Annotated in this window: 23 protein-coding genes; 6 read left to right on the plus strand and 17 right to left on the minus strand. The window is 29.1% G+C overall.

The window, feature by feature from the left end; translation table 11 throughout:
- Positions 1-41: 41 nt before the first annotated feature.
- The 16 genes from rnr to lexA all read right to left on the minus strand — a co-directional run bounded on the left by rnr (position 42) and on the right by lexA (position 19,136).
- A complete protein-coding gene (rnr, locus tag IPM32_09825; GenBank protein ID MBK8945553.1) occupies positions 42-2,129 on the minus strand; it encodes a ribonuclease R in 2,088 nt (695 codons plus the stop codon).
- Positions 2,129-6,595, minus strand: coding sequence for a hypothetical protein (locus IPM32_09830; GenBank protein ID MBK8945554.1), 4,467 nt, complete (start codon positions 6,593-6,595; stop codon positions 2,129-2,131). Before IPM32_09830 ends, rnr begins: the two co-directional genes overlap by 1 nt.
- Positions 6,588-7,070: a D-glycero-beta-D-manno-heptose 1-phosphate adenylyltransferase gene (gene rfaE2 / locus IPM32_09835; protein MBK8945555.1), complete on the minus strand. Its 483-nt coding sequence runs from the start codon at positions 7,068-7,070 to the stop codon at positions 6,588-6,590. Before rfaE2 ends, IPM32_09830 begins: the two co-directional genes overlap by 8 nt.
- Positions 7,067-8,056 carry a D-glycero-beta-D-manno-heptose-7-phosphate kinase gene (gene rfaE1 / locus IPM32_09840; protein MBK8945556.1) on the minus strand — a complete coding sequence of 330 codons (990 nt, stop codon included), beginning with the start codon at positions 8,054-8,056 and terminating at the stop codon, positions 7,067-7,069. The genes rfaE2 and rfaE1 overlap by 4 nt, the downstream gene beginning before the upstream one ends.
- Positions 8,053-9,165 carry a hypothetical protein gene (locus IPM32_09845; GenBank protein ID MBK8945557.1) on the minus strand — a complete coding sequence of 371 codons (1,113 nt, stop codon included), beginning with the start codon at positions 9,163-9,165 and terminating at the stop codon, positions 8,053-8,055. The genes rfaE1 and IPM32_09845 overlap by 4 nt, the downstream gene beginning before the upstream one ends.
- Positions 9,166-9,177: 12 nt before the next feature.
- Entirely contained in the window at positions 9,178-9,930 is a 753-nt protein-coding gene (locus IPM32_09850; protein ID MBK8945558.1) for a hypothetical protein, read from the minus strand.
- Complete coding sequence (gene lpxA / locus IPM32_09855) at positions 9,927-10,706, minus strand: acyl-ACP--UDP-N-acetylglucosamine O-acyltransferase (protein MBK8945559.1); 780 nt, start codon at positions 10,704-10,706, stop codon at positions 9,927-9,929. The genes IPM32_09850 and lpxA overlap by 4 nt, the downstream gene beginning before the upstream one ends.
- Before the next feature lie 2 nt (positions 10,707-10,708).
- Positions 10,709-12,115 carry a bifunctional UDP-3-O-[3-hydroxymyristoyl] N-acetylglucosamine deacetylase/3-hydroxyacyl-ACP dehydratase gene (locus IPM32_09860; GenBank protein ID MBK8945560.1) on the minus strand — a complete coding sequence of 469 codons (1,407 nt, stop codon included), beginning with the start codon at positions 12,113-12,115 and terminating at the stop codon, positions 10,709-10,711.
- Positions 12,115-13,170, minus strand: a complete 1,056-nt coding sequence (lpxD, locus tag IPM32_09865) for a UDP-3-O-(3-hydroxymyristoyl)glucosamine N-acyltransferase (GenBank protein MBK8945561.1) — start codon at positions 13,168-13,170, stop codon at positions 12,115-12,117. Before lpxD ends, IPM32_09860 begins: the two co-directional genes overlap by 1 nt.
- A gap of 22 nt (positions 13,171-13,192) precedes the next feature.
- The gene (locus IPM32_09870) at positions 13,193-13,705 is read right to left on the minus strand and encodes an OmpH family outer membrane protein (GenBank protein MBK8945562.1); all 513 of its coding nucleotides are present in this window, start codon (positions 13,703-13,705) and stop codon (positions 13,193-13,195) included.
- Between the two features lie 103 nt (positions 13,706-13,808).
- Entirely contained in the window at positions 13,809-14,330 is a 522-nt protein-coding gene (locus tag IPM32_09875; protein ID MBK8945563.1) for an OmpH family outer membrane protein, read from the minus strand.
- A gap of 30 nt (positions 14,331-14,360) precedes the next feature.
- Complete coding sequence (gene bamA, locus IPM32_09880; protein MBK8945564.1) at positions 14,361-16,754, minus strand: outer membrane protein assembly factor BamA; 2,394 nt, start codon at positions 16,752-16,754, stop codon at positions 14,361-14,363.
- 97 nt (positions 16,755-16,851) lie between these two features.
- Positions 16,852-17,646, minus strand: a complete 795-nt coding sequence (locus IPM32_09885; GenBank protein MBK8945565.1) for an isoprenyl transferase — start codon at positions 17,644-17,646, stop codon at positions 16,852-16,854.
- A gap of 201 nt (positions 17,647-17,847) precedes the next feature.
- On the minus strand, positions 17,848-18,246 hold the full coding sequence (locus tag IPM32_09890; protein MBK8945566.1) for a hypothetical protein: 399 nt from the start codon (positions 18,244-18,246) through the stop codon (positions 17,848-17,850).
- A 15-nt stretch (positions 18,247-18,261) separates the two neighbouring features.
- Positions 18,262-18,501, minus strand: coding sequence for a hypothetical protein (locus IPM32_09895; protein ID MBK8945567.1), 240 nt, complete (start codon positions 18,499-18,501; stop codon positions 18,262-18,264).
- An 8-nt stretch (positions 18,502-18,509) separates the two neighbouring features.
- Positions 18,510-19,136: a transcriptional repressor LexA gene (lexA, locus tag IPM32_09900; GenBank protein MBK8945568.1), complete on the minus strand. Its 627-nt coding sequence runs from the start codon at positions 19,134-19,136 to the stop codon at positions 18,510-18,512.
- Between the two features lie 227 nt (positions 19,137-19,363).
- Here lexA and IPM32_09905 point away from each other — a divergent pair, with 227 nt between their 5' ends.
- The 4 genes from IPM32_09905 (at position 19,364) to IPM32_09920 (ending at position 23,351) form a co-directional block, all read left to right on the plus strand.
- Positions 19,364-20,725, plus strand: a complete 1,362-nt coding sequence (locus IPM32_09905) for a KamA family radical SAM protein (protein MBK8945569.1) — start codon at positions 19,364-19,366, stop codon at positions 20,723-20,725.
- A gap of 22 nt (positions 20,726-20,747) precedes the next feature.
- Positions 20,748-21,743, plus strand: a complete 996-nt coding sequence (locus IPM32_09910; protein MBK8945570.1) for an ATP-grasp domain-containing protein — start codon at positions 20,748-20,750, stop codon at positions 21,741-21,743.
- Between the two features lie 11 nt (positions 21,744-21,754).
- A complete protein-coding gene (locus IPM32_09915; protein MBK8945571.1) occupies positions 21,755-22,726 on the plus strand; it encodes an ATP-grasp domain-containing protein in 972 nt (323 codons plus the stop codon).
- 118 nt (positions 22,727-22,844) lie between these two features.
- The gene (locus IPM32_09920) at positions 22,845-23,351 is read left to right on the plus strand and encodes a GNAT family N-acetyltransferase (GenBank protein MBK8945572.1); all 507 of its coding nucleotides are present in this window, start codon (positions 22,845-22,847) and stop codon (positions 23,349-23,351) included.
- Positions 23,352-23,396: 45 nt separating this feature from the next.
- Here IPM32_09920 and IPM32_09925 read toward each other — a convergent pair whose 3' ends face one another.
- The gene (locus IPM32_09925; GenBank protein ID MBK8945573.1) at positions 23,397-24,464 is read right to left on the minus strand and encodes a branched-chain amino acid aminotransferase; all 1,068 of its coding nucleotides are present in this window, start codon (positions 24,462-24,464) and stop codon (positions 23,397-23,399) included.
- A 208-nt stretch (positions 24,465-24,672) separates the two neighbouring features.
- On the opposite strand from IPM32_09925, the gene IPM32_09930 reads away from it, so the two are divergent.
- Both IPM32_09930 and IPM32_09935 read left to right on the plus strand, forming a co-directional pair.
- Positions 24,673-25,458, plus strand: a complete 786-nt coding sequence (locus tag IPM32_09930) for an ABC transporter permease (protein MBK8945574.1) — start codon at positions 24,673-24,675, stop codon at positions 25,456-25,458.
- A gap of 7 nt (positions 25,459-25,465) precedes the next feature.
- Positions 25,466-26,335 (plus strand): sugar transferase, encoded by an 870-nt coding sequence (locus tag IPM32_09935; GenBank protein ID MBK8945575.1) that lies wholly within the window; start codon positions 25,466-25,468, stop codon positions 26,333-26,335.
- Positions 26,336-26,371 lie beyond the last annotated feature (36 nt).

The raw sequence follows: 26,371 nt of genomic DNA on the forward strand, positions 1-26,371 counted from the left end.
TTCCGAATCATTTTTATATAATTATAAAAATTATTTAATCATTAAGAAAGAGTAAAATCAATCGCTCTTTTTTCTTCATTAACGCGTTTTAATTTTACGACAATTTTATCACCCAACCTAAACTGCTTATTTGAATGTCTTCCTTTTAATGAATAAGAACTTTCATCAAAAATATAATAATCGTCATCCAAATCTCTCATTGAAATTAAACCTTCAGCTAAATTTTCGTTTAATTCTACAAAAATTCCAAAATGAGTTATACCGGAAATAATTCCATTAAATGTTTCACCAATTTTATTTTGAAGAAATTCAATTTGTTTTAGTTTTACAGAAAGTCTTTCAGCACTTGCAGCATTTCGTTCGGTAAAAGACGAATGTTCGCAAATTTCTTCTAATTGCTTCCAAGTGAATTTCGGTTTTTCATTATTCAAATAATCGTAAATTAAAATGTGTGCAATTAAATCCGGAAATCTTCTAATCGGTGAAGTAAAATGCGAATAATATTTAAATCCCAAGCCGTAATGACCGATGTTCTGAGTTGAGTAAACAGCTTTAGCCATTGATCTAATTGCGATTTCATTAATTACAGCTTCTTCTTCCGAACCCTTTACTTTTTCCAAAAGATTTTGTAACTCTTTACTTTTATTTGTTACTTGTGGATTAAAAGTATAACCCAAAGATTGAACAAATTTTGCAAACTCTTGAATTTTTTCTTCGCTTGGTAAATCATGAATTCTATAGACAAAAGGATTTTTTTCTTTTTTTCTTGTTTTAGAAATGTGCTGCGAAATTATTTTATTTGCCAAAAGCATAAATTCTTCAATAAGTTGATGGCTTTCATTACTTTCTTTAATTTTGATGGCAACTGGAACGCCATTTTTATCTAATTCAAATTCAATATCCGGAGTTGTAAAATTTATACTTCCGTTCTTTGTTCTTTCTGATCTTAAAAATTTTGCGATTTCATTTATATCTTTTATTTCATTAACAAAATCACCTTTTGAAGTTTCCAAAATTTCTTGTACTTCTTCATAAGTAAATCTGCGTTTGCTGTTGATAATGGTTTTTGTAATTTTATAATCTTTCAACTTAAAGGATTTATCAAATTCCACAATTACGCTGAATGTAAGTCTGTCTTCATTAGGAACAAGCGAGCAAATATTATTTGATAGAATTTCCGGAAGCATGGGAATTACTTTTCCAACAATGTAAACACTGGTTCCTCTATTTTCAGCTTCCTTGAAAATTGAGGAATCTTTGGGAACAAAATGACTTACATCCGCAATATGAATTCCAACAAGCGAATTTCCATTTTCCAACTTTTGAATTGAAACTGCGTCATCAAAATCTTTTGCGGTTTTCGGATCGATTGTAAAAACATTTACATTTCTAAAATCTATTCTATTTTCAATTTCACTTTGCGGAATTTTGTTTGATAAATTTTTTACTTCCTTCAAAACTGAATTAGGAAATTTGTATTTTATTCCAAACTCTCTTGCAATTGAAGCAATTTCCGCATCGTACGAACCAGCTTTACCAAGAATTTCTGTAATTACTCCTTCCGGATTTAAATGCGAATTTTCCCATTCAATTTTTGATACAACAACTTTATCACCATCTTTTGCTTTATTAACATTTGCAGATGAAATATAAAAATCCCGATGAATTTTAGAATCATCCGGTTCTACAAAATAAAATGATTTAGTTTTTTTTAATACTCCAACAATTTCTTTTCTTTTTCGCTCAATTATTTTTGTAATTTCACCTTCTAAATTTTTGCCGGTTCTTTTTGCAAAAAGCGCAACTTCAACTTTATCACCATCAAATGCCGTATTTAGATTTTTTTCAGAAATAAAAATATCTTTCTGATTTTTATCTTTAAAAATTACAAAACCATAATTCTGTCCGTTTACAAGTTGTAGTTCACCAATAATTTTCTTTTTAGCTTCAAGGTTAAGTTTATATCGTTTGCCAGATTTTTTTATTATTCCTTCTTTAGCAACCGCATAAAGTTCTTGTTTAAAAAACTCGAAATCTTTCTTTTTGATATTTAGAATTTTTCCAAGTGATTTTGAGTTAACGGAAATATTTGGATTTGCGATAAAATATTCTTTAATAATTTTTTTCATTAAAACTCAAATTTATATTTTAAACCTAATTCTTGAATTTTTTCTCCGGTTGTAGTTTCCACAATCGGGTCTTTTTGTTCAACGCGAATTAAAAAACTCGGATTAAACATATACTCAAATTTAATATCTGTTTTATTCCATTCCATAAATTTTGTATTGCCACCGAATGAATAACGAATATTATTATATTTTCCGGAGAAGAGTAATTTATAACTATCGCTTGAATATTTATTAAAACGGATATTGCTAACCAAACCGCCAAGTGCTGAAGAAAAGTAACTTGTCAATTGTGAACCAAGAAAAGAATAAGCAGTATTTTCCGCAACATCATACAAAGTTGATTTTTGTTCATCAGTAATATCATCCATACTTAATTGATTTAGAAGAATGAATGAAAGCGCATTTGATGCATCATATTTTGAATCGGGAACATCATTTTCAATATTTGATCTTCCGACATAAACCGATAGATTTTCATTTTCTCCGGTTAGATTTTTCCCTAACGTTGAAAGGGGAGAATTGATTTTTAATTTAACGGCAACTTCTTCAACTTTCCCGGATTGTGCAAAATTTTCGATCTCACCAATATAAGTTGCAACAATATTTAAATGTGGATCTGTAACATCACTTTCAAATCTGATAGTTCCTTTAGCGTCAAAAGTTTTGAAGAATTCCATTCGAGAACCATCTAAAAGAGCAAGTGTACCTTGAGTTTTAATATCATCAGCAATTGTTTGAAATTCCAATTGTCCGGTTGTTTCCACATTTAATTTTTGGTTTAATTCCGGATTAATTAAAAAATTTAAAGTAGCAATATTTTTAATAATTATATTTGTGTTAAAATCAAATTTAGTTGAACTGGGCTTTGTTATATTTTTTTTGTTATTACTTTCATTAAGAATTTTTATAAACTTTTGCGTCTTCCAATTTATTTTAGAACTGTCTTCAACAAATTTGTAAATAAGTCTGTTGTTAAATCTTGAGTTTTGTTGGTTTCGTGAAGCATAAACTAAATCAGCTTTATCAACAATAATATCTCCGTTAAAAGTATAAACATTGTTAGCAAATTCAAATTTCCAATTATTATCTGTCTTTATAAATAAATCTCCATATATATTTGCATCTTTTGTTTTTGATCTGCTGCCAAGTAAAGCCAAATCGCCATTAAGGGTGATATCAATATTATTAAACGGAAATTCTTTTAATTCAATTATTCCATTTGCAATTATTTTGCCAGAGTAAATTGAACCAGCGTGATTAGAAATTTCAAACTTATCAATTGTTGCATATTGATTTCTAAAATTAATATTTGAAATAAGTGAATAATCTAAATTATTTTCGAGAAATGTAAATTTCCCGTTATCAAGATTTATAAATCCGGTTGTAATTGGATTTGCATAAGTTCCGCTAACTTCAATCTGCGAATTTATAATTCCAGTTTGATTTGTAACATATGGAATCAAATTTCCTAGAGCGCCAACATCAAAATTTTCAGAATTTAAATTAACTTCAATTTCAGATTGTGGAATAATAAAATCATTTCCGCCAAGATAATTAAGATAAATTGGAAGTCGTGCAGTTAAAGTTAAAATAGGGTCAACGGAATTTATATCCGAATTATTAAAAAAAACGGCAACACGCGATAAATTTTTGTAGTGATTTAATGAGCCAATGAGTGTTCCAAATTTCGAGTTATTATACGAAATATCGTTAACAGAAATTTCCATATCCAAATCTGGTTCTGTTAAAAATCCGGAAGAAGAAAATTTTACGTTTACATCACCTTCAATTGGTTTTCCATTTTCATCAACAAAATATGTTGATAAAACTGCCGCCGGAAGATTTTCAACATCAACAAAGAAATTATGACTTTTATCATTATTAATTTGACCATTTAATTTAATTTGTGCATTTGTGTTTTCTAAATTTAAATTGGAAAGCTGAATTCCGTTTTCTGAAAAACTGACAGAACTTGTATCAAAACTATTCCAAGGAATATTTTTGTAATTCAAATTAATATTAAAAAAATCAATTTTATCCGTTGCAAAATAAGTATCAACTGAGCCTTCAAACTCAGCGGTCAAATCGTTTTCAATTCCTAATGAAGAATTAAAGAATAATTCATTTTGATTAAATATAAAATCAGCTTGAACATTATTTAGTTCAATCCCGGTATATATTTTTTCACTTTCTATTGAAACTGTTCCGAAAATTTTATTAAATAATATTTCTTGATTATCTCTATTAAAATTTAAATTTGCCGAAGTGTTTGAAAGATAAAATAAAAGACTATCGCGTTTGTTCAAAAGATTTTCAATATTTATTTCTGTGGTTATTGTAAAATTCAGCGAGTCATTTTTTACTAAACCTTCTCCGGAGCCTGAAATATCAAGCTCATCATTCTTCAAAAACAATGCAATTAATTTGAAATCTTTAAACTTAAAATTATAATTAAATTCAACTTTCTCATTTATAATTGGATCAATTTTAACTGAATTATTTGAATGGGAACTACTGTCTTCCATTGGATTTAATTCTTCAATTTTCTGTGCAATTAAATTTGTAATTGTTTCCACCTCGTAAACTAAAAGGTTTACAGCCTTCTCAAGAGAAAAATTTCCGCTTATATTAAAATCAACAAAATCAGAAATCAAATTTATATTTCTTTCTTGCTCATTTTTTGATAAAGCAATACTGATGTTGGTTTCATCAATATTTATTTCTCGTAAAAACGAAGGCTCTAGTTTAATATTAAAATTCCCAACTATATTTTCCAAATCAAGATTGTTTCCCTTTGCAGAAAAAGCAAAATTCAGATTTGACGAATCATTTTTTTCATTTGTAAAAGTCTGCAAGTTTAAATTATTTATTGTTCCATCTAAATCATAAACTGGAAGATCAGAATTAGTTAAATCCAAAATACCTTTAATTGAAGTTTTGGCATTATTAACAAGTGAATATAAATTCAGATTAAAAATTTTTGAGTTGATTTCGCTTTCAATATTTAGTGAATCAAATTCAATATTATTAAATATTGAAGAATTTATTTTTGCATAAAAATTTGAATTCATATTTTTTGGATTTGTGCCAACACCTTTTAGTTTTCCGGAACTATTTATTGATGAAGATATTCCGAAAATAGGGAAAAGGTCAATATTTTCCGATGTGAAATCAATATCATATTCCATTTTTGATTTTTGCAGATTAAGAAATGATTTGATGTAAACTTTTCCATTATTTACATTTCCAGTTAACTCCGCATTGAATTTTGTTGGTTCCCCTTGATATTTAACATTTGCGTTTGTTAAAATTAGATTGTCGTATTTAGGAATTTCCAAACCTTTTATTAAAAAATAAACTTCGGATTCAACAATTGTAGAATTATTTATTTCCACATCTAAAAATAATTTCTCCGGAGTATGTAGATTTTTAATATTTCCGTGCATATTTAAGTTTGTATTTTGATAATTCATACTAAGTTTGGAAATATCAAAATCCCCAAAAAATCCTTTTGCTCTCATTTGAACATCAACATTTCCCTTAATAAAATTAGTAGCTTCAATAAATGTAGAAAGATCATCAAAGTTGAATGGGCTTGCATTTAATTCAACATCAAGCGGATAATCATTAAAGTCTTTAAGTTCAACATCGCCAAGTAGATTTAGTTTATCAATTTTAGCGTTCAAAGAAAAATTTGAACTATCTGTTTTTATTTTAAGATTTCTTACTTGAGCAAAATTTTCATTTAATTCAAACTCACCGGAAAATTTATTCAAATTAAAAGAATTAAAATTAGGATTAACGGAAAAATTATTTAGGTACAATCTTATAAGAGATGAATTAATATTTGCAAAAATTTTAGCATCTAAAAAAATCTCATTTAATTTGAGATCCTCAGTATTTACATGATCATAGAATTTATTAGAATTTAAATTTGGAAATGTCTGTCTTGTGAAAGAAAGATTTTGAAAATTTAAATTGTTAACTTGAATTGTAAAGGGAAATGTTGATTTTGATGTATCTTCCGGCTCATTATCTGGTTTAAATATTTTATTAATATTCCAATTTCCGTCAATATCTTGAAGTAACTTTATTGAAGTATTTTTAATAGAAATTTCTCTAACCAAAATTCTCTTTAAAAGTAAATGAACCGGACTTGTTTTAATCACAATTTCATCAGCATTTATTAAGGTATCTTTTTCGGAATATAAAATTGTGTTGTGTAAAATAACAGAAGAAAAAATAGATCCATCAATTTCTTTAATAAAAAGATTCCCGTTAATTAATGGAGAAACTTGAGAAATAATTTGATTTCGTAAAAATTCTCTAAACGTTTTTGTTTGCGAGAACCCAAAAAAAGCAACTAATAAAAAAAGAAAAATTGCAAAGAAGCCAATAAAGGCATTTACAATTTTATGCAATAACGATCTTTTAAATCCGTTATTTTCTTTTTTTTTATCATTCATTATAAGTATCTAGAACTTTCTTAATAATATTGGTTGTTGATTGCGAAGTTACAAATTGAATATTTTTTACTTCACCGCCATTTGCTTCCACAACATCACGACCTACAATATTCTCAATTGCCCAATCGCCACCCTTAATTAAAACATCCGGAATAATTTTATCAATTAATTCTTTCGGAGTTGGATCATCAAATAAGACAACATAATCAACACATTTTAGATTATTTAAAATAAATGCTCTCTCTTCTTGAGTAACAATTGGTCTTTTTTCGCCTTTAATTTCTCTAACAGATCTATCACTATTTAATCCAACAATCAAAATATCTCCGCATTCTTTTGCTTTTATTAAATAATCAACATGACCGGCATGTAAAATATCAAAGCAGCCATTTGTGAATACAACTTTTTTATTATTTTGTTTCAATTGTTTTCTAATTTCAATTAATTTATCAAAGTTTATAAGTGCATTTTTCATTTTAATGATTCCCGCATGATATTAAAAAGTTTTGATTTTTCAATTGGTACAATTCCAATTTCTTCGCAAACAATTCCCGCCGCAAAATTTGCGATATAGGCAGCTTCAATAATTGATACACCACTTGCTAAAGCTAAACTTAATGTTGAAATTACAGTATCTCCGGCACCAGAAACATCTGCAACTTTCCTTGCTTTTGTTGGAATTCTGATTTCATCTTTTCCATTTTCAAAAAGTGCAATACCTTTTTCACCTAATGTTATCAATACATATTTTGCTTTTAACATTTCTAATAATTTGTTTCCAGCTTGTGAAATTTCCTTATCGGAATTTATTCTCATTCCAAGTATGTCTTCAGTTTCTTTTCTGTTAGGTTTAAATAAAGTTACATTTTGAAAATTTTTGAAATTAATAAATTTGGGATCAACGGTTACTATTTTATTATTCTCGTTTGCAAGTTGAATAATTTTCTTGATTAAATTTTCTGTTAAAACACCTTTGTTGTAATCTTGTAAAATTATTGCAGAAATTGAATTGATATGTTGATAAAGAAATTCAATAATATTTTTTTGCAAATTATCATTTAAAAAATTTTTACTTTCTTTATCAATTCTTACAACATGTTGTTTCCCGGCAATTACACGAGTCTTTGTTGTTGTTGGTCTTGTATTATCTTTAAATATTCCCGAACTATTAATATTTTCTTTTTGCAATAATTTTAAAAATATTTCGCTATCAGTATCATCCCCAATAATTCCAATCGGTAATGCTATGCCTCCTAATGTTTTAATATTTAAAGCAACATTTGCTGCACCGCCAAATCTGAAAAATTCATTTTCAATTTCAACAACAGGAACCGGTGCTTCCGGAGAAACTCTAGATACATCACCCCAAAAATATCCGTCAAGCATCATATCGCCAATTACGGCAACTTTATGATTGCCAAACATATTTTCTATTTCATATAATCTATTTAATGATATCATGTTTTTTGTTTTGAAAAATCTGGAAGAAAATCTGTAACTAAATTAATCTTGAATAATCCATTGCTCGAACCGAGCCAAACATTGTTGCCATCAAAATGAATTGATAAAATTGTATCAGGAATGAAATCAGAATTTATTTTTTTTATGCGGAAATTTTTTTTATCAATTAGAAAAATTCCTTGCCCAATTAATTCTTTTGATTTTGGATCAAATTTGTAAATAGATGTCCAAACATATTTGCCGGATTTTTCCAAAGAAAATATTCCGTTAGCTTCAAGCTTATTTAACTCGCTGAATTTTGTCCAATTAATTTTTCTATCGAATAAAAATAATCCTCCGATATTAAATTCCGGATTATCTTCTGTAATAAATTCATCGGTTCCGAACCAAATAAATTCATTGTCCGGTAAAATTCTTGAAACCGAAACTTGCTTTCCTTCACCTAAAAAATAATCGTCATTATTATCATAATAAATAATTTTTGGATTGCCATCACTATTTTTAGCGTTTTTAAGTAATTTATGTAGCCCAGCTTCAACGCCAATCCACAAAAGGCTATCACCATCTAATGATAAATGTTTAATCGTATTTGTTTGATCATTTTTATTTATGGTTAAATCTATATCTGAATATTTTTGATTTGTCAAATCATATTTAGTTAAATATTTAAATCTTCCAATCCATAAAATATTTTCAGATTTATCATATTCCAAACTTCTAATCCAATTTCCAAATTGTCCGCCTAGTGAAAATTTTCTTTTATCCCATCTATTTCTTCTTTTATCGTAAATGTATAAGCCGTCAGCTGATCCGGCCCAAATAAATCGTGGACTTACTTCAATGCAGTAAAAAAAATCTTGTTTAAGTTTACGGTTATCTGATGAAAAATTGGTCCACTGATCTTTAAATTTATTGTATTTGTAAACTCCGTTTCCTTCAGTTGCAACCCAAAGATCAATGCCGTCACTTTTAATATCGGTTATTATTTTTCCGTTAAGAAAATTTTCAACAGAATCTTTTTGTGAAAAAATAAAATTATTGCAAAATAAAGCTAAGACAAATAAATGAATGATTAAACTTTTAATATTCACTTTAGTTAAATTGATCATATAAAATTTTGCTTAGGTTAGAAGAAGAGAAGATTCTTGTTTAGCGAATTCTGTGTTAAAAATATTTTCAAAACCCAATATTATATTATGCTGAAGTTCAAAAATGTTTATGCTTCTTTTTAGGATTGAAGATATTTCTATGGTTTTATTTTGCATTTCAGTTTTAAGCTCTGTTTTATTTTCTTCTGCTATGTTTAAATAATTAACAATATTTAAATGATTTTTCCCAATTAATATTGATCCATGCTGAAGAATTTTATCTCCTAATTTTCTTTGTGCACTACCTACAAGTTTTTTACCTCTGAATTTGATTTCACTTTTTGCAGTACTAGCAAAACAGAGTCCGCCGGAATGTTCTTTTATTAAATCGGAAAAGTTTGGCTGATGATTTTCTAATTCAACATCATTTAGTTGGGAATCATATTTTCTTAATCCAATAACTATTGCTTCAGAAATTTGTTCATAAATTAATCTGCCGCTTAAATTTTTATAGTTAGGAATAACAACTGAATAAGTTAATTCTTCGGAATGCAGAATTGCGCGTCCACCCGTAGGACGTTTAACCATATCAATATTTTTTATTTCAGCTAAATTTTTATTAATATCATTATATGATTGATTTGCTCCAAGAGAAATACAATTTGGTTCCCAACCATAAAATCTTAAAAATGCTTGTTCTGAAGTACAATTTTTAACTAATTGTAAATCGAAATCCATATTGAATTTACCGGAAAAAGTTTGATATTCTAAAAGATTCCAAATCACTTTTTAATAATTCCTCTTTTGCTATTAGCAAGAAAAGTTAAAATCGATTCTGCGAGTTTGTCATTCGGAAATTTATTTACAATTTTTTCTTTTGCTTGTGTTAAGTTAAAATCTTGCATGAAAATTATACTGTACAAATTTTTTAATCTAGAAATTTCATCATTCGTGAAACCCCTTCTGCGTAAACCAATTGTATTTAATCCTTCAAATTTAAGAGGATCTCCGGCAGCTAAAACATAGGGCGGAACATCAACAACAACTCTGTAACCTCCGCCAATCATAACATGCTGTCCAACTTTCCCAAATTGATGTACAAGTGAACCGCCACCTAAAATAACCCAATCACCCAATTCAACATGTCCGCCTAATTGAACGCTATTTGCCAATATACAATTATTTCCAACAATACAATCATGTGCAACGTGCGAGTAAGCCATTAACAAGCAATTTTTACCAACTTTAGAAATTTTGGATTCTTTTGTCCCTCTATGTAAAGTGGCAAATTCTCTAACCACGGTATCATCACCAATTTCAAAAACAGATTCTTCATTCGCAAATTTTAAATCTTGAGGATGATTTGAAACTGAAGCACCTTGATAAATTTTTACTCTGTTTCCAATTCTAGCACCTTCATAAATTCCAACATGTTGACCAATTATACAATTCTCGCCAATAATTACATTTTCTTCCACAACAGAATAGGGACCAATTATTGTCCCGTTTCCAATTTTTGCATTTGGACTTACAATTGCTGTTTGATGAATTTTTATTTCCATATTTACTCTTGTTCTATTCTATCAACAATTGCTGCTTTTAATTCTGCTTCAGCAACTAAATTATTATTTACAAAAGCTTTTGCACCAATTACAATTATACTGTTTCTTTTATTTAACAAAGTCACTTCCATTATTAATTGATCACCTGGAACAACTTGTTTTCTAAATTTCGCTTTATCAATTCCCATAAATAAAACTAATTTTTCTTCTGGATTTGGGATTGAATTTAACATTAATATTCCACCGGTTTGCGCCATTGCTTCAATTATCAAAACTCCCGGCATAACAGGTCTTCCAGGAAAATGTCCGGTGAAAAAAGGTTCGTTTGCAGTTACTGATTTAATTCCGACAACTTTTTTATCCAACTCAAGATGAATTATTTTATCAACTAATAAAAATGGATATCTGTGAGGAAGAATTTTTTGAATAGCAATATTATCAAATACAATTCCTTCTTTTTTAACATGTTGATATTTTTTTTCAAGTTGTTTTTGCTGATATAATTTTCTAATCTTTTTTGCAAATTCAACATTTGATTTATGTCCTGGTCGTGCAGCAAGAATTTGTGCTTTTATTGGAGCACCGATTAAAGCTAAATCGCCAATCATATCAAGCAGTTTATGTCGTACAGGTTCATTTTTAAATCGCAAACTGTATTCGTTTAAAAAACCATTTTTACCAACTGTAATTTTTTCTTCCAATCCTAATTTTTCTGTTAATTGATCCAAATAATCTTCGGATACTTGTTTATCAACAATAACAACAGCATTTTCTAAATTTCCACCTTTTATTAAACCTTGATTTGCAAGAGTTTCAACTTCACTTAAAAAACAAAATGTTCTTGTTGGAGCAAATTCAGAAACAAATTCTTTTTCCAAATCAAATAAACCGGTATGTTGACTTCCCAGAGCCGGATTGTGATAATCAACCATAACTGTCATTCTAAATCCATCTAGCGGAAGTGCAACAATATCTACTTGTTCTTCTTCATTGTGGAAAGTAATTGTTTCATCAATTATTAGATAATTTTTTGGCTGAGTCTGTTTAACAATTCCAGCTTCAAGAAGTTTATCTACAAATGGTTTTGAACTTCCGTCAGCAATTGGCGGTTCAATTCCATTGATTTCAATTATTATATTATCAATCTGCAAACCGGCTACTGCAGCTAAAACATGTTCAACAGTATGAACTTTTATATCGCCAATTCCAAGAGTTGTTCCCCGAGAAATATCAACCACATATTCTGCAAAAGCTGGAATTTCAAGATGATCCGCCAAATCAGTTCTAATAAATTTTATTCCAAAATTATCCGGAGCGGGTTTAAATGTTAAAGTGCAAGATGTACCGGTGTGAAGTCCATCTCCAGAAATTGAAATTGGGTTAGCTATAGTGGTTTGGAGATCAAGCATTAAATATTTTCCTTTAATTTTATCGATTCATTTTCAAGTTGATTAATTTTTTCTTCTAATTTTTTTATTCTTTCTAAATAGTTTGGGAGTGCTCTAATGTGTGCTTCTAATTTTAAAGTTGATCTTAATTCCATAGCCGGTGAACCAAAATAGGTTCCGGATTTAGTTAAGGATTTTGATATTCCACTTTGCGCACCTACCATAACTTTATCAGCAATTTCAATGTGACCAGTTGCACCAACTTGTCCGCCGAAAACACAATTTTCACCAACTTTTGTACTTCCCGAAACACCACTTTGTGCAGACATAACGGTGTTTTTTCCAATTTTTACATTATGAGCAATTTGAATTAAATTATCTAATTTAACTCCTTTTGAAATTATTGTTGAACCAACTGCAGCTCTATCAATTGAAACGTTTGAACCAATTTCAACATCATCTTCAATTATAACATTCCCGATCTGTGGGATTTTGTGATAAACTCCGTGTGAATCTGGAGTATATCCAAATCCATCCGATCCAATAACAGTTCCGGAATGAATAATTACATTATTTCCAATTATGGTATTTTCTCTAATTGTAACATTAGGAAAAATCAAAACGTTGTTTCCAATTTTACAATTTTCTAAAATTACTGTGTTGTGATAAATTTTAGAATTGGATCCGATTGAAGAATTTTTTCCGATAAAAACATTTACTCCAACTGAAACATTATTTTCGAGTTTAACATTTTCATCTAATACAGCGGATTGATGAATTCCTTCTAGTCGGAATTCCGGATTAAAATATTCTAAAATAATTTTTTGAAAAGCTAAGTTTGGTTTGTCAACAATAATGTAAGTTAAATTTTTATTTGTTTGTTCAATATCTTTATTTATTAAAATTGCTGAAGCTTTTGTTGAATTTAGAAAGTGATTATAACTTGACATGTATAAAAATGTTAAATCTCCATATTCTGCATCTTGTATATTTTGTAATCTAGAAATTTCTAAATCTGAATTTCCAATAATTTTGCCGTTTACAAGTTCAGCAATTTCTTCAATTTTCACTTTCATTTTTTTATCAAAATAATTTCTATTATTGTAATTTTCTTAAAACATCCGGAGTAATATCATATTCTTCTTTTGCATAAAGAAATATTAAATCTCCGCTTCTATCAAAAACAAAATCTAATTCTTTTTCAACGGCAACTTCTTCTATTACTGCAAAAACTTTATTTTGGATTGGTTTCATTAATTCGTCTTGTTTTTTATAAAGTTCTCCGTTAACTCCAAATTTACCTTGTCTAAACGTTTCAATTTTGTCTTCCATTGAAACAAGTTCTTTTTCAGTTTCGGCTTTTTTCTGATTGCCCATAATTAATTTTCTTTTTTCGTAATCATCAAACTTAACTTGCCATTCTTTTTTAAGAACATCTAATTCTTTCTGCCATTCATCAATTTGAGCATCTATTTTTTTTTGTGCATCTTGTGCATCAGGAAGTTGACTAATTACTGTTTCGGAATCAACATAACCAATTTTTAATTGAGCAAATAAATTTGTTGAAACAAGAAGAAAAATGAACAATATTAAATGCTTACTGATTTTCATAACTAATCTCTCCTAAATATGCTGTTTAAAATAACATAGAGGTTTGAAACTTGCTAATTTTATTTATGCAAATCCCAAACCTCTATAATAATTGTTAAAAAAATTATCCTCTTTTTAATTTGTCTAAAACAATATTTGTTAAGTCAAATTGAGGATCTGCAAAAAGTAAAAGTACATCACCGGTTTTATCAAAAACAAAGTTCATGCCTTCTTGCTGTCTTACTTTATCAATTGCATCAAGAATTTTTGCTTTAATTGGTTTTAACAATTCATCTTGTTTAATAAAAAGTTCGCCGTTCGGTTGAGCAAATTTTTGTTGGCGGAACTGTTGAATATTTTGTTCCTTTCTAACCAAATCTTGTTGAACTTCTCTTTGTTTTTCCGGAGTCATATTTGTGAATTGTTTTTGAGCATCAGCGTAAGCAGTTTGCAAATCTGTTGTCATGCTATCAATTGATTTTGACCATTTTGAAGTAAGCGCATCTAAATCACTTTGTGCTTTAATTGCCGGAGGATATTGTTGTAAAATAATTTCAGAATCAACCCAGCCGATTTTTTGTGTTGATTGAGCAAATAGTGAAACACTAATTATAAAAAATAGTAGAAAAAGAATTGTTGTTCTCAATTTAACCTCATTTTTTGTTTGATTTTGTTATTAAAATCCCTTTCCAAATTGGAAATGAAATTCCCATTTAGGATCTTCGCCATCGACAGCTTTTCTGTCAAAACCGTATCCATAATCAAATCCAATTAAACCAATTGGATTTATTAAAATTCTTGCTCCAATTCCGGCAGATTTTCTTAAATTAAATAAATCTGCTGTAGGAAGATCTTCAAAAGTATTTCCAGCTTCTGCAAATGCTAAAACATAAATTGGCATTGGTTCAAGTGTAAGAGCTGCTCTAATTTCTGCAGTATATTTTGTTTTTACTCTTCCGCCAATTGTTAAACCTGTACTGCTTTGCGGACCAACGGATCTATCTGCATAACCTCTTAAGGGAGTTGTTGCAATTACTAAACCGTTTCCACCCATGTAGAAAAATTCAAATGGTTGTATTGTTGTTCCTTCAACAATTTCATGAATATATCCAATATCAATATTGGAATAAAATGTTAAACGATTTGAATTAAATAATCTTCTATACCAATCCGCTGAAAATTCAATTTTGTAATAATCAACATCACCGGGTAGTATTGGTCCTCCGGATAATTCTCCGCTTAACAAGAATTTTGATCCGATTGAAGGGAAAATTGGATTATCAATATCATTTCGTGATATATTAATTCCACCGGTATATTGGCGCGAAATTCCTTCTGCATAATAACTTCTTCCGTCAATAACATCATTATATTGAAATCTTAGCAATCCTTGAATATAAAATCTATCATCCGGCCAAGTTAATCGTCTTCCGGCGCGTAATGAAATTCCACTTTGTCTTAAGTAGTAAATATATTGTTGTCTTGTATCAAATAAATCAAATCCAAGGGATGTTGGTGTATCCATAAACCAAGGTTCTGTAAAACCTAAAGTAAAAGTTCTATAATAATTTCCTACTCCAAATTGCCAGCTAAAATTAACTATTTGTCCGCCGCCAAGTTGAAAAGGTTCCGTGATAGAAAAGTTTGTTAACGTAACTCCAACAGATCCGCTAAATCCGTAAGATTCGCTGTAACCCACCGAAGCGTTAATAAAATCACTTGATTTTTCTTCAACATTATATAACAGATTTACAATACTATCAGTTGCTGGTCTGTAATCTACTCCTTTTTGATAAAGTTTTTCTACATTAAAATAGTTAAGATTTGCAAGTTGCTGAATACTTCTGAAGATATTGCTTCTTCTAAAATAATCACCCGGAATTGTATAAAGTTCTCTTCTAATAACTTTATCTTTTGTTCTATCATTTCCGTTTATTTCAACTTTACCGATTCTAAATTGATTATTTTCAGAAACTTTTATTGAAATATCTATTGAATCTTCTGCAACTTTATTTTCAGTAGCTTCTTGACGGTAAGTTAAATATCCATTATCTAAATAAAGAGAAGCAACATCTGTTTGGGCTTGATTTCCGGATAAATTTTGATTAAACAATTCCAAATTATAAATGTCACCTTTTTGAAATCCAAGTCTTTCCGTTAAAATTGCACTTGGATAAACCGTGTTTCCAATCCACTCAATATTTCTGATTTTATATTGCGGTCCTTCATACACATTCAAAGCAATATCCATAAATTTTTTATCATCTGAAAGTTTTATTGAGTCATCTAAAATTTCAAAATCTCTATAACCATTTTTTTGATAAAATGTTGTAAGCAATTTTTTATCTTCCACAAAATCTTCTTTTTTAAAATTAGCAGAACTCCAAAATCTCCACCATGCATCTTGAACGGTTTCTTCAAGCTCTGATCTTAAATCATCATCTTCAAATGCTTCATTTCCGTTAAAAGAAATTCTTTGAATAATTACTTCATCACCTTCTTCAACATCTAAAACAAGAAGCAATCTTTCTTTTATTCTTGAGATAATATTTGATCTTCTTTCCGGACTGTATTCATAAATTGTTTCTTCAATATCATTTGGATTGTTAATATTAACCCAAGTAACAATTATTTCTTCGTCGGTTGTATCAGCTTTTTGAAATGAAAATTTTTGCGGAGTTATAATTGCGTTTAAATATCCGTCATCAATATATAATTCCTTAACTTTTGTAATGATTCTTTTTATTTCTTGTGGTTTTAACGTTTGTCCGCTAATAAAAGAAATTTCTTTGGTAATATCTTCTTCGTCAATTTCATCATTTCCACGGAAAATAACTTTTTCCATTCTTTGAAATTCTTTTACTTTAATTAGAAGGAAAACACCGGTATCAATTTTTTTATCAATTAAAATTTGAACATCTTCAAAAATTCCTAATCCCCAAAGTCTTTTAATCGCATTATTCGTAGCATCACCAGGAATTTCTAATTCGCCGCCTTCCTTCAAACCACTGTTTGCAATAATTGTATTTGCATCGGCGGTTTTGTTACCTTCAACTGTAATTCCTAAAATTTTATAATTTACTCTATTAAACTGTGCAAAAGTTATTGAGTTAAAAATTAAAAATGTTACAAACAGATGAATAAACAGGTTGTTTGGTATGTGTTTCTTATGTCTGAATTTTTTTGCGGGTATCAGAAACCTGTTTACTGATGAGTCCAAATCTTCTCTCTCTATTTTGATAATCTTCAATTGCTTCAATTAAGTTTTTACAAGTAAAATCTGGCCAAAGTACTTTTGAAACGTAAAGCTCAGAATAAGCTATTTGCCAAATTAAAAAATTGCTAATTCTGTGTTCACCGCCGCTTCTAATCATTAAATCCGGATCTGGAATTCCAGCGGTTGTTAAATTTTTTGAAAAAAATACTTCGTTGATATCTTCAACCTTAACCTTTCCATCTGCAAAATATTGTGCAATTTTCTTAACTGCTTCAATAATTTCCCAACGACCACTATAACTTAAAGCTAAATTTAAAACAAGAGCATCATTATTTTTAGTTTTTTGTTTAGCTTGTTCAAGTTCATTTTGTACAATTTTTGGTAAACTTTCTGAGTTACCAATTGCAACAATTTTTACATTATTTTTGTTGAGTTCATTGGTTTCATTTTTTAAACTTCTAACCATTAACCTCATTAAAGTAGAAATTTCTTGCTGAGGTCTATTCCAATTTTCCGTTGAAAAAGTATAAAGTGTTAGATACTGAACACCTAAATTGATGCAAGATTGCACCATTGTTCTAACGGTTTCAACACCTCGTTTATGACCAGCAGCTCTTGGCAACCTTTTACTTTCTGCCCATCTACCATTGCCATCCATAATGATGGCAATATGTTTAGGAATATTTCCTTTTACTTTTACAGCTTCAATTAACGCTAAGTCTTTTGAACTAAGTGTTTTGGACAAAAAATTCTCTCAACTTGTTTTAAATCCGAATTTGCAAAATAACCGACCTAAAACTAAATGTCAAGGTTCTTTAAATATAGATTACTTACTCAATTCAATTGGTTTGTACAATTTGATTGTGAATAAGTTCTCAAAAATTATTAAAAAATTTAGGTCAAAAATTAAGTTGGTAAATAATTATATTTTTTGCGAATTGAATTACTAAGAGTTTTTATATTTGTTTTCATCACTAATAGCAACTACTTTAATATTTTTTTGAGCTTCTGAGGTAAGATTTGTTAAACAAATTTTTACTTTATTAAATAATTCCTTTGGAACGCCAACAAATAAAGTAACTTTGCTATTGGAAAACTTAGTATGCCGCGTAGCTAAAAATTCCAATTTAGAATAAACTTTCGGATCATTAAGTTCTTCTTCGGATAATGTAACTCCGATGGCATATTTTTTCTTTAGTTTGCCAATTGCATCAACTTCATAATTCCCAATATTAGTCGGTTCCGGTAAATACTTCCCATATTTTCTGCTTAATGTTAAATATCCATTCCGCCAAAAATGATTTACCAAATCATCTACTTTTCTTTGTCGTAAACTTTCTTTCATATCTAATCTCCAATACTAATTTAAGATTGGAATAATTGGAGAAAATTTTGATTTACCCAAAATTTTAATATTGAAAATTTTGTTAAACTCAAACATTTTTATTTCATTAGAAGAATTTACTCTTCCATAAATAACTTTGTTCCCACTTTTATTTTTTGATAAATAATATGGTTCAACTTCAACTTGATTTAAATTATATAAGAATTTCAACCTTCTTCTTTGATTTATAGCTGAATTAAAAATTTCTGTTTTCATTTTTCCCCTTAATTATAAGTTCTAAATACTGCAACAACTTTACCCAAAATTGAAAAATCATTTTTTCCTTTAACAATTATTGGATCAAAATCTTTATTTGCCGGAATTAATTCAATTCGATCATTCTTTTTATAATATCTTTTTACCGTAGTATCATTATCGAGCATTGCAATTACAATATCATTATTTATTGCATCATTTTGTTCTTTTACAATTACAGTATCACCTTCTAAAATTCCATCATCAATCATACTTTCACCACGAACTTTTAATCCAAAATACTTAAAACCTTTCTTAATTAGACTTGCATCAATTAGCAAAGTTCCATCCATATTTTGATTAGATAAAACCGGATAACCAGCTGCAACTTTTCCAAGTATTGGTATTTCTACTGAATTATTTTCTTTTTTTGTATTAAATAGTGTATCAGATTTTTCTGTTAAAGTAATAGATCTGTTTGAATTAGTAAACACATTTAAATATCCCTTTTTCACTAATGCATCAAGATGACGTTTAACACCGAATGTACTACTTATATTAAAATGACTTCCAATTTCTCTATAAGAAGGTGGAAATCCGTTTGTATCTACAAATTCTTTAATAAAATTTAGAATACTATTTTGGCGTTCAGTCAATTTTACCTCTAGTGTTATTTTGTACACTATAAAAATAGTGAACAAACGAGCACTTGTCAAGTAAAAAAAATATTATTTTTTTTTGAAGATTTATATTGACAATTATCAAAATTTTATGTTATGTATCGACGCAATTTTTTATAAATAATTAAATTTTTCGATGATTTATTATTCTTTAAATAACAATTATTTTCTAACAATTTTTGTAGAGAGGAAACATACAGTCAATGGAAGAATTGCAACTTTTTGGGGAGAAAGACGAGCCTCCGAGTTCGACCTATTCTCTAGAAACTTCAATAGAAGTTTCACCAACCAACATTCAAACAAAAACCTCATCAACTAATATTAGCACCTTATCGGAAAAGCTAAATAACAAATTTACCCAAAGACAAAAAACAAAAAACGAAGAAACAACTCTTAGTGTTGTAAGTAAATTACTTTTTCCTATAAGTAAAAAAAGTCAGTCTTTCCGTAAAAAATATTATCCTACAATTACAAATGAACAATGGAATGATTGGCATTGGCAAGTTAGTAATAGAATTAGAACAATTGAAAAATTAGAAAGAATAGTAATTCTTTCTAAAGATGAAAAAGAAGGAATTCTTGCTCATAGAGGACCTTTGCCATTTGCAATTACTCCATATTATGCAAGTTTAATTGATGGAATGGACGAAAACCAACCTTTAAGACGAACTGTAATTATGGTTAGAGACGAAGAAATTCTCTCACCTGGAGAAGCTGCAGATCCGTTAAATGAAGAAGGTGATTCCCCCGTAAAAGGTTTGGTACATAGATATCCTGACCGTGTATTATTTTTAGCAACTGGTTTTTGTTCTGTTTATTGTAGATATTGTACCCGATCAAGAATGGTTGGAAATCCCGGCGGTGAATATAAGCATGATCTCAAGCAATGGGAAAATGCAATTGATTATATAAAGTCACATCCAGAAATTAGAGATGTTTTAATTTCTGGTGGTGATCCACTAACTTTAGCTGATGATAAAATTGAGTGGCTACTTTCGCGATTGAGAAAAATCCCACATGTTGAATTTATTAGAATGGGTACAAAAGTACCGGTTGTCCTTCCGCAAAGAATTACTCCGGCTTTAACAAAAATATTGAAAAAATATCATCCGCTTTGGATGTCAATACATTTTACGCATCCTGATGAATTAACTCCGGAAGTTCAAGAAGCATGTTCTAGATTAGCTGATGCCGGAATTCCTTTAGGAAGTCAAACTGTATTATTGAAAGGTGTAAATGATTCAGTTGATATTCTAAAACCTCTTTACCAAGGCTTACTAAAGATAAGAGTAAAACCTTATTATTTATATCAATGCGATCCGGTTCAAGGTACAGCACACTTTAGAACTCCAATTTCAAAAGGATTGGAAATGATTCAAGGTTTACGCGGACACACATCAGGTTACGCAGTTCCTCAGTATATTGTTGATGCACCTGGCGGCGGCGGTAAAATTCCTTTATTACCGGAATATTTTCAAGGCAGAGAAGGGAATTATATTTTATTGAAAAATTATGAAGGGAAAATTTTTAAATATTATGATGAAATTTCTGAAATTCATCAATAACTAAAAGGTAAATTGCGAATTAATGAATATTGGAATTACTTTTGATCTTCGCGATCAATATTTGAAACTTGGTTTTGGTGAAGAAGAAACTGCTGAATTTGATAAAGAGAGTACAATTTCGGCAATTGATGATACTTTAAAAGAATTAGGTTACACAACAGAAAGAATTGGAAATATTTGGGATCTTACAAAAAAACTAAATAAAGGTAAATCTTGGGATTTAGTTTTCAATATTGCAGAAGGCTTAAGAGGAATTGGCAGGGAAGCACAAGTCCCTGCTATTCTTGATGCGTATAATATTCCATATACTTTTTCTGATCCGTTAGTTTTATCACTTACTCTTCATAAGGGAATGACAAAAAGAGTTTTGCGTGATTTAGGAATACCAACTCCAAATTTTTTTGAAGTTCACAAAATTGGAGATGTTAAAAAAGTAAAATTGAAATATCCGTTATTTGCAAAACCTAATGCAGAAGGTACAGGAAAAGGGATTTCTGCAAAATCAAAAATCAAAAACAAAAAAGAACTTTTTGAAGTTTGTGAAAACCTCTTAACTACATTTAAGCAACCAGTTTTAGTTGAAGAATTTTTACCGGGAAGAGAATTCACAACAGGCGTAGTTGGAACTGGAGAAAATGCAAAAGTTATTGGTTCAATGGAAGTTATACTTTTAGATTCTGCAGAACCTGATGCTTATTCTTATGCAAATAAAGAAGATTGGCAAGGAAAAATTAATTACAAATTGGTAAATGATAAAGTTGTAAAGAAAGCTGAGAAATTTGTGCTTGATGCTTGGAAAGGTTTAGGATGCAGAGATGCGGGTCGAGTTGATGTTAGAGTTGATAGAAATGGAATTCCAAATATAATTGAATTAAATCCGCTAGCGGGAATTCATCCGACACATTCTGATTTGCCAATTATCTGCTCAATGAAAAAAATTGAATATAGAACATTGTTGAATTGGATTATTGAAAGTGCATCAGAAAGAATTAAAATAAAAAATATTTCTGCAAAATAAATTTCCACTAAATGAAAGTTTTAATTGTTTATAATCTTCCTTCAGAAAAAAATGCCGCAGATGATTTAGATGTTCTTGCTCAAGTAAATGCAGTTGAAAAATCCTTAATAGAATTAGGTCACTCAACAGTAAAATTTGGTGTTGATTTAAATCTTGAAATGTTTGAAAACTTTCTACATCAATATAAACCAGACTTCGTTTTTAATTTAGTTGAATCAATTAATGGTGTAGAAAAATATCTTCATTTTATTCCTGTAATTTTAGAAAAATTGAAAATCCCATTCACGGGCGGAAATTCAGAATCGCTTTATGTAACAACAAATAAAGTTCTAACAAAAAAAATATTCGATTTACAAAATATTCCAACTCCTAAATGGTTTACATCAAAGAATTTTTCAAATAAATTAAATTTTCAAATACCATGTATAATTAAACCAATTTTTGAAGATGCTTCGGTCGGACTTGATGACACTTCAGTAATTTTTGAAAATCAGAAATTAAATGAAGAATTAACCAATCGAATAAAAAACTATGGCGAATGTTTTGTTGAAGAATTTATTGATGGAAGAGAATTTAATATTTCCATTATTGAAACGAAAAAAGATCCATTGGTTTTACCAATAGCAGAAATTAAATTTGAAGATTATCCAGAGAATAAACCAAAGATTGTGAGTTATGATGCAAAGTGGAATGAAGAATCTTTCGAGTATTCTCACTCAATTAGATATTTTGAAAATAAGGAAACAGATAAAAGTCTTTTTGAAAAACTTAGAAATATAACAATTGATTGTTGGGAAAAATTTAATTTAAATGGTTATGCACGAGTTGATTTTAGAGTTGATAAAAATAATAATGTTTATGTTTTGGAAATAAATGTAAATCCATGCATTTCTCCAGATAGCGGATTTTATGCGGCTAGTGAAAAATTTGGCTGGAGTTATACTAAAATGGTTGATGTGATTTTAAATTCAGAAATAAAATGAATTGAATAAATGTCATTCCCTAATGACTTTTTCGGGAATCCACAAGAAAGAAATAAAATTTCCTTTTGCTTAAAAGCTATAAAAGAATTGGCTAACAATTTAAAAAAGAAAAAATAAAATGAATTATGTATTAAGAAATACCGCAAAAAAAAAGGATATTGAAAACATTAGAGAAATTGTTTCATCTACCGGATTTTTTTCTAATGATGAAGTTGATATTGCAGTTGAACTTGTTGAAGAAAGATTAAGCAAAGGGATTGAAAGTGGTTATTACTTTTTATTTTTAGAAATGGATGGAAAAACAGTCGGTTATTCTTGCTTTGGACCAATACCAGCAACGAAATTTAGTTTTGATCTTTATTGGATTGCGGTTCATAAAGATTTTCAAAGTTTAGGATTAGGAAAAATTCTTTTAGTTGAAAGTGAAAAAGTCATTTCGAATTTAGGCGGAAATAGAATTTATGTGGAAACATCAGGACGTGAACAATATATTTCAACACGTAAATTTTACTTAGCTTGCAATTACAAAGAAGAAGCAGTTTTACAAGATTTTTATGCTCCTGGTGATGCAAAATATTTGTATTTAAAAGTAGTTGGAAGTAAGCAGGTAGCAAAGGAAATTTAAGGAGATTCCCGCAAAAATCATGCGGGAATGACAAATAGACAATTACTAATCTATATAATCCAACCAGCCAAATTTATCTTCTCTTTCTCCGTATTGAATTCCCAATATTTCTTCATACAATTTTGTTCCTAATTCTCCGGCATTTTCATCGCTGAATTGTAATAAATTTTCATTGTATTTTAGTTTACCTATTGATGAAATTATTGCAGCTGTTCCGGTTCCGAATAATTCAACTAAATTTCCATTTTTGTAACCTTCAACAACTTCATCAATAGAAATTTGTCTTTCATTCATGTTATAACCCCAATCTTTAAGAATATCAATTACAGACATTCTTGTAATTCCAGGTAAAATTGATCCGCTTAAATTTGGAGTAACAACTTCATCTTTAAATTGAATAAAAATGTTCATTGTTCCAACTTCTTCAATATACTTTTGATGAATTCCATCAAGCCACAAAACTTGGGAATATCCTTCTTTCTTTGCTTCGCGCTGAGCTAATAAACTTGCTGCATAATTTCCTGCAGTTTTGCAATCGCCAATTCCTTTACGAATTGCGCGAACATATTTATCTGTTGTTAAAATAGGTACTGGTTTAAATCCTTCGGGATAATAAGGTCCAACCGGACTTAACATAATCATAAATTTAAATTGATCACCAGCTTTAACCCCAATATATGGATCGCACGCAAACATAAGTGGACGAATATATAAAGAGTGCCCGGGTTTTGTTGGAATCCACTCATGTTCTAATTTTACTAGTTCTTTTAAAGCAGTTAAAGCCAAATCCATATCCAATTCTGGCATACATAATCTTGCAGCGGAACGGTTCATCCTTTTCACATTTTCATCTGGCCTAAAAAGTGCAATTTTTCCATCTGAATGCTTATAAGCTTTTAATCCTTCAAAAATTGCTTGTCCATAATGAAATACTAAAGCCGCCGGAGAAATTTGAAAATTTCCAAATTTTTTAATTGTTGGATTATACCAACCTTTTCCAGTTTCATAATCCATTTCAAAATAATGTGTTGAAAAATTTTTGCCAAAAACTAAATTGTCCGGAATTTGCACATCCGATGATTGTTCAATTGCTAAATAATTGATTGCAGACATAATATACCTAACTAATTTTTTTAGAAGTTTATAAATCTATTTAAAATATATAAGAAAATATCAAGATATCAACACAAAAAGTATTCTCAAATACTCAATTTTCTATTTATTATGAGTGTGATGTTTTCAAAAATTTCACTTTTTTAACTACTACAATGTGTAGTTATATTTTGATAAATAATTTTATATATTCTTTACGAAAAAAAATTTGAGTTTAAAATTGTTTGAAAATATTTTCTCCTTTGTTGGAAGAAAAACAATTAACTTCTTTCAAGAATTTGGACAAGTCTCAATTCTTTTCCTAAAAGTAATCGGATTTTTTCCGAAAATATTTAAAAATAGAAAATTAGTTATTGCACAAATGGAACACATTGGTGTTGGCTCACTTCCTCTTGTAATTATTATTGCAATTTTTACTGGAGCTGTTGCTGCATGGCAAGCTGCTTATCAGTTAAAAGGTTTAGCGCCAATTTCATTTTTGGGAACTGCAACAAGCAGAGCTATTATAACAGAACTTGGTCCAGTTTTAACAGGAATTATTATTGCAGGAAGAGTCGGTGCTTCAATTGCGGCAGAATTGGGTTCTATGAAAGTTACCGAACAGTTGGATGCTCTTGAAACAATGGGAATTAGTCAAATTAGATATTTAGCAATGCCAAGATTTTTTGCATCAATTATTATGCTTCCCATTTTAATAATTTTTGCAAATATTATTGCTGTACTTGGAGCTTATTTAGTTTCAAATTTTTTCTTGAATGTTTCATATGCGGTTTTTTTTGATTCCGTAAAAAGATTTTTTACGATGGGTGATTTTTTATTCGGGATGTTTAAGGGAATGATTTTTGGTGGAGTTACTGCATTACTTGGATGTCATATAGGATTCAGAACCGAAGGCGGTGCAGAAGGTGTGGGAAAATCAACAATCCGTTCTTTTGTAGTTTCATCTGCAGTAATTTTAATTTTAGATTATGCATTATGGTCAATAGTATTTTAGGGTATAAATGTTAAGAAGAATTTTCGATTTAATTTTCTCATTGGTATTCTTAATACTTTCAATTCCTTTTCTAATAATTTCATCAATCATAATATTATTCGAATTAAAAAGTTTTCCATTTTTTATTCAAGAAAGAGGACTTACTTTAACAAAGAATCGATTTAAAATTTATAAAATTAGAACACTTCGAAAATCCATAAAACCAATTACTCACAATTCTGAAAATGATATTTTTTTCAAATCAGTATTACGTACAAATATTACACCATATGCTAAATGGCTTCGTAAAACCGGACTAGATGAACTTCCTCAATTATTGAATGTTTTAAAAGGTGAAATGAGTTTAATAGGTCCAAGACCATTAATGTTAGATGATCTAATTACAATTCAGAAAACATCTCCAGAGCTTTATTTGAAAAGAGGGAATTTAAAGTATAAATCTGGAATTTCGGGACTTTGGCAATTATTCGGAAATAGAAATGACGGACTAATGGGAATGTTAGCATTAGAATCACTTTACGAAAAAGTTGCTGCACCAATTTTAGATATAAAATTAATTTTATATACTACATCTGTGGTACTTCAGGCAAAAAACTCAGATTCAATATTTTTTACACCAAGTTCAAATGGGATGAGAGTTGATACATTTATCGATAATTCTTCAAATTTAAAGGTATCATTAAATATGCCGGATGGTATTGCAAAATTTATTTTGGAAAAAGTTAAAAAAACAGAAGGAAAGTACACAATAGAAATTCCATCAGATTGGTGGTATGTTAGTGATAGTTACAAAAATGCGAAAAAGGAAAAATCCGAATTTGTACTTTACAAAAATCCTCAAAACCAGCCAGATAAAAAAGACATCAAAAACTCATAACTTAAATTTAATGATTAGTAATTTATCTAATTATTC

This window comes from Ignavibacteriota bacterium (assembly GCA_016716225.1).
Taxonomy (GTDB): Bacteria; Bacteroidota; Ignavibacteria; order Ignavibacteriales; family Melioribacteraceae.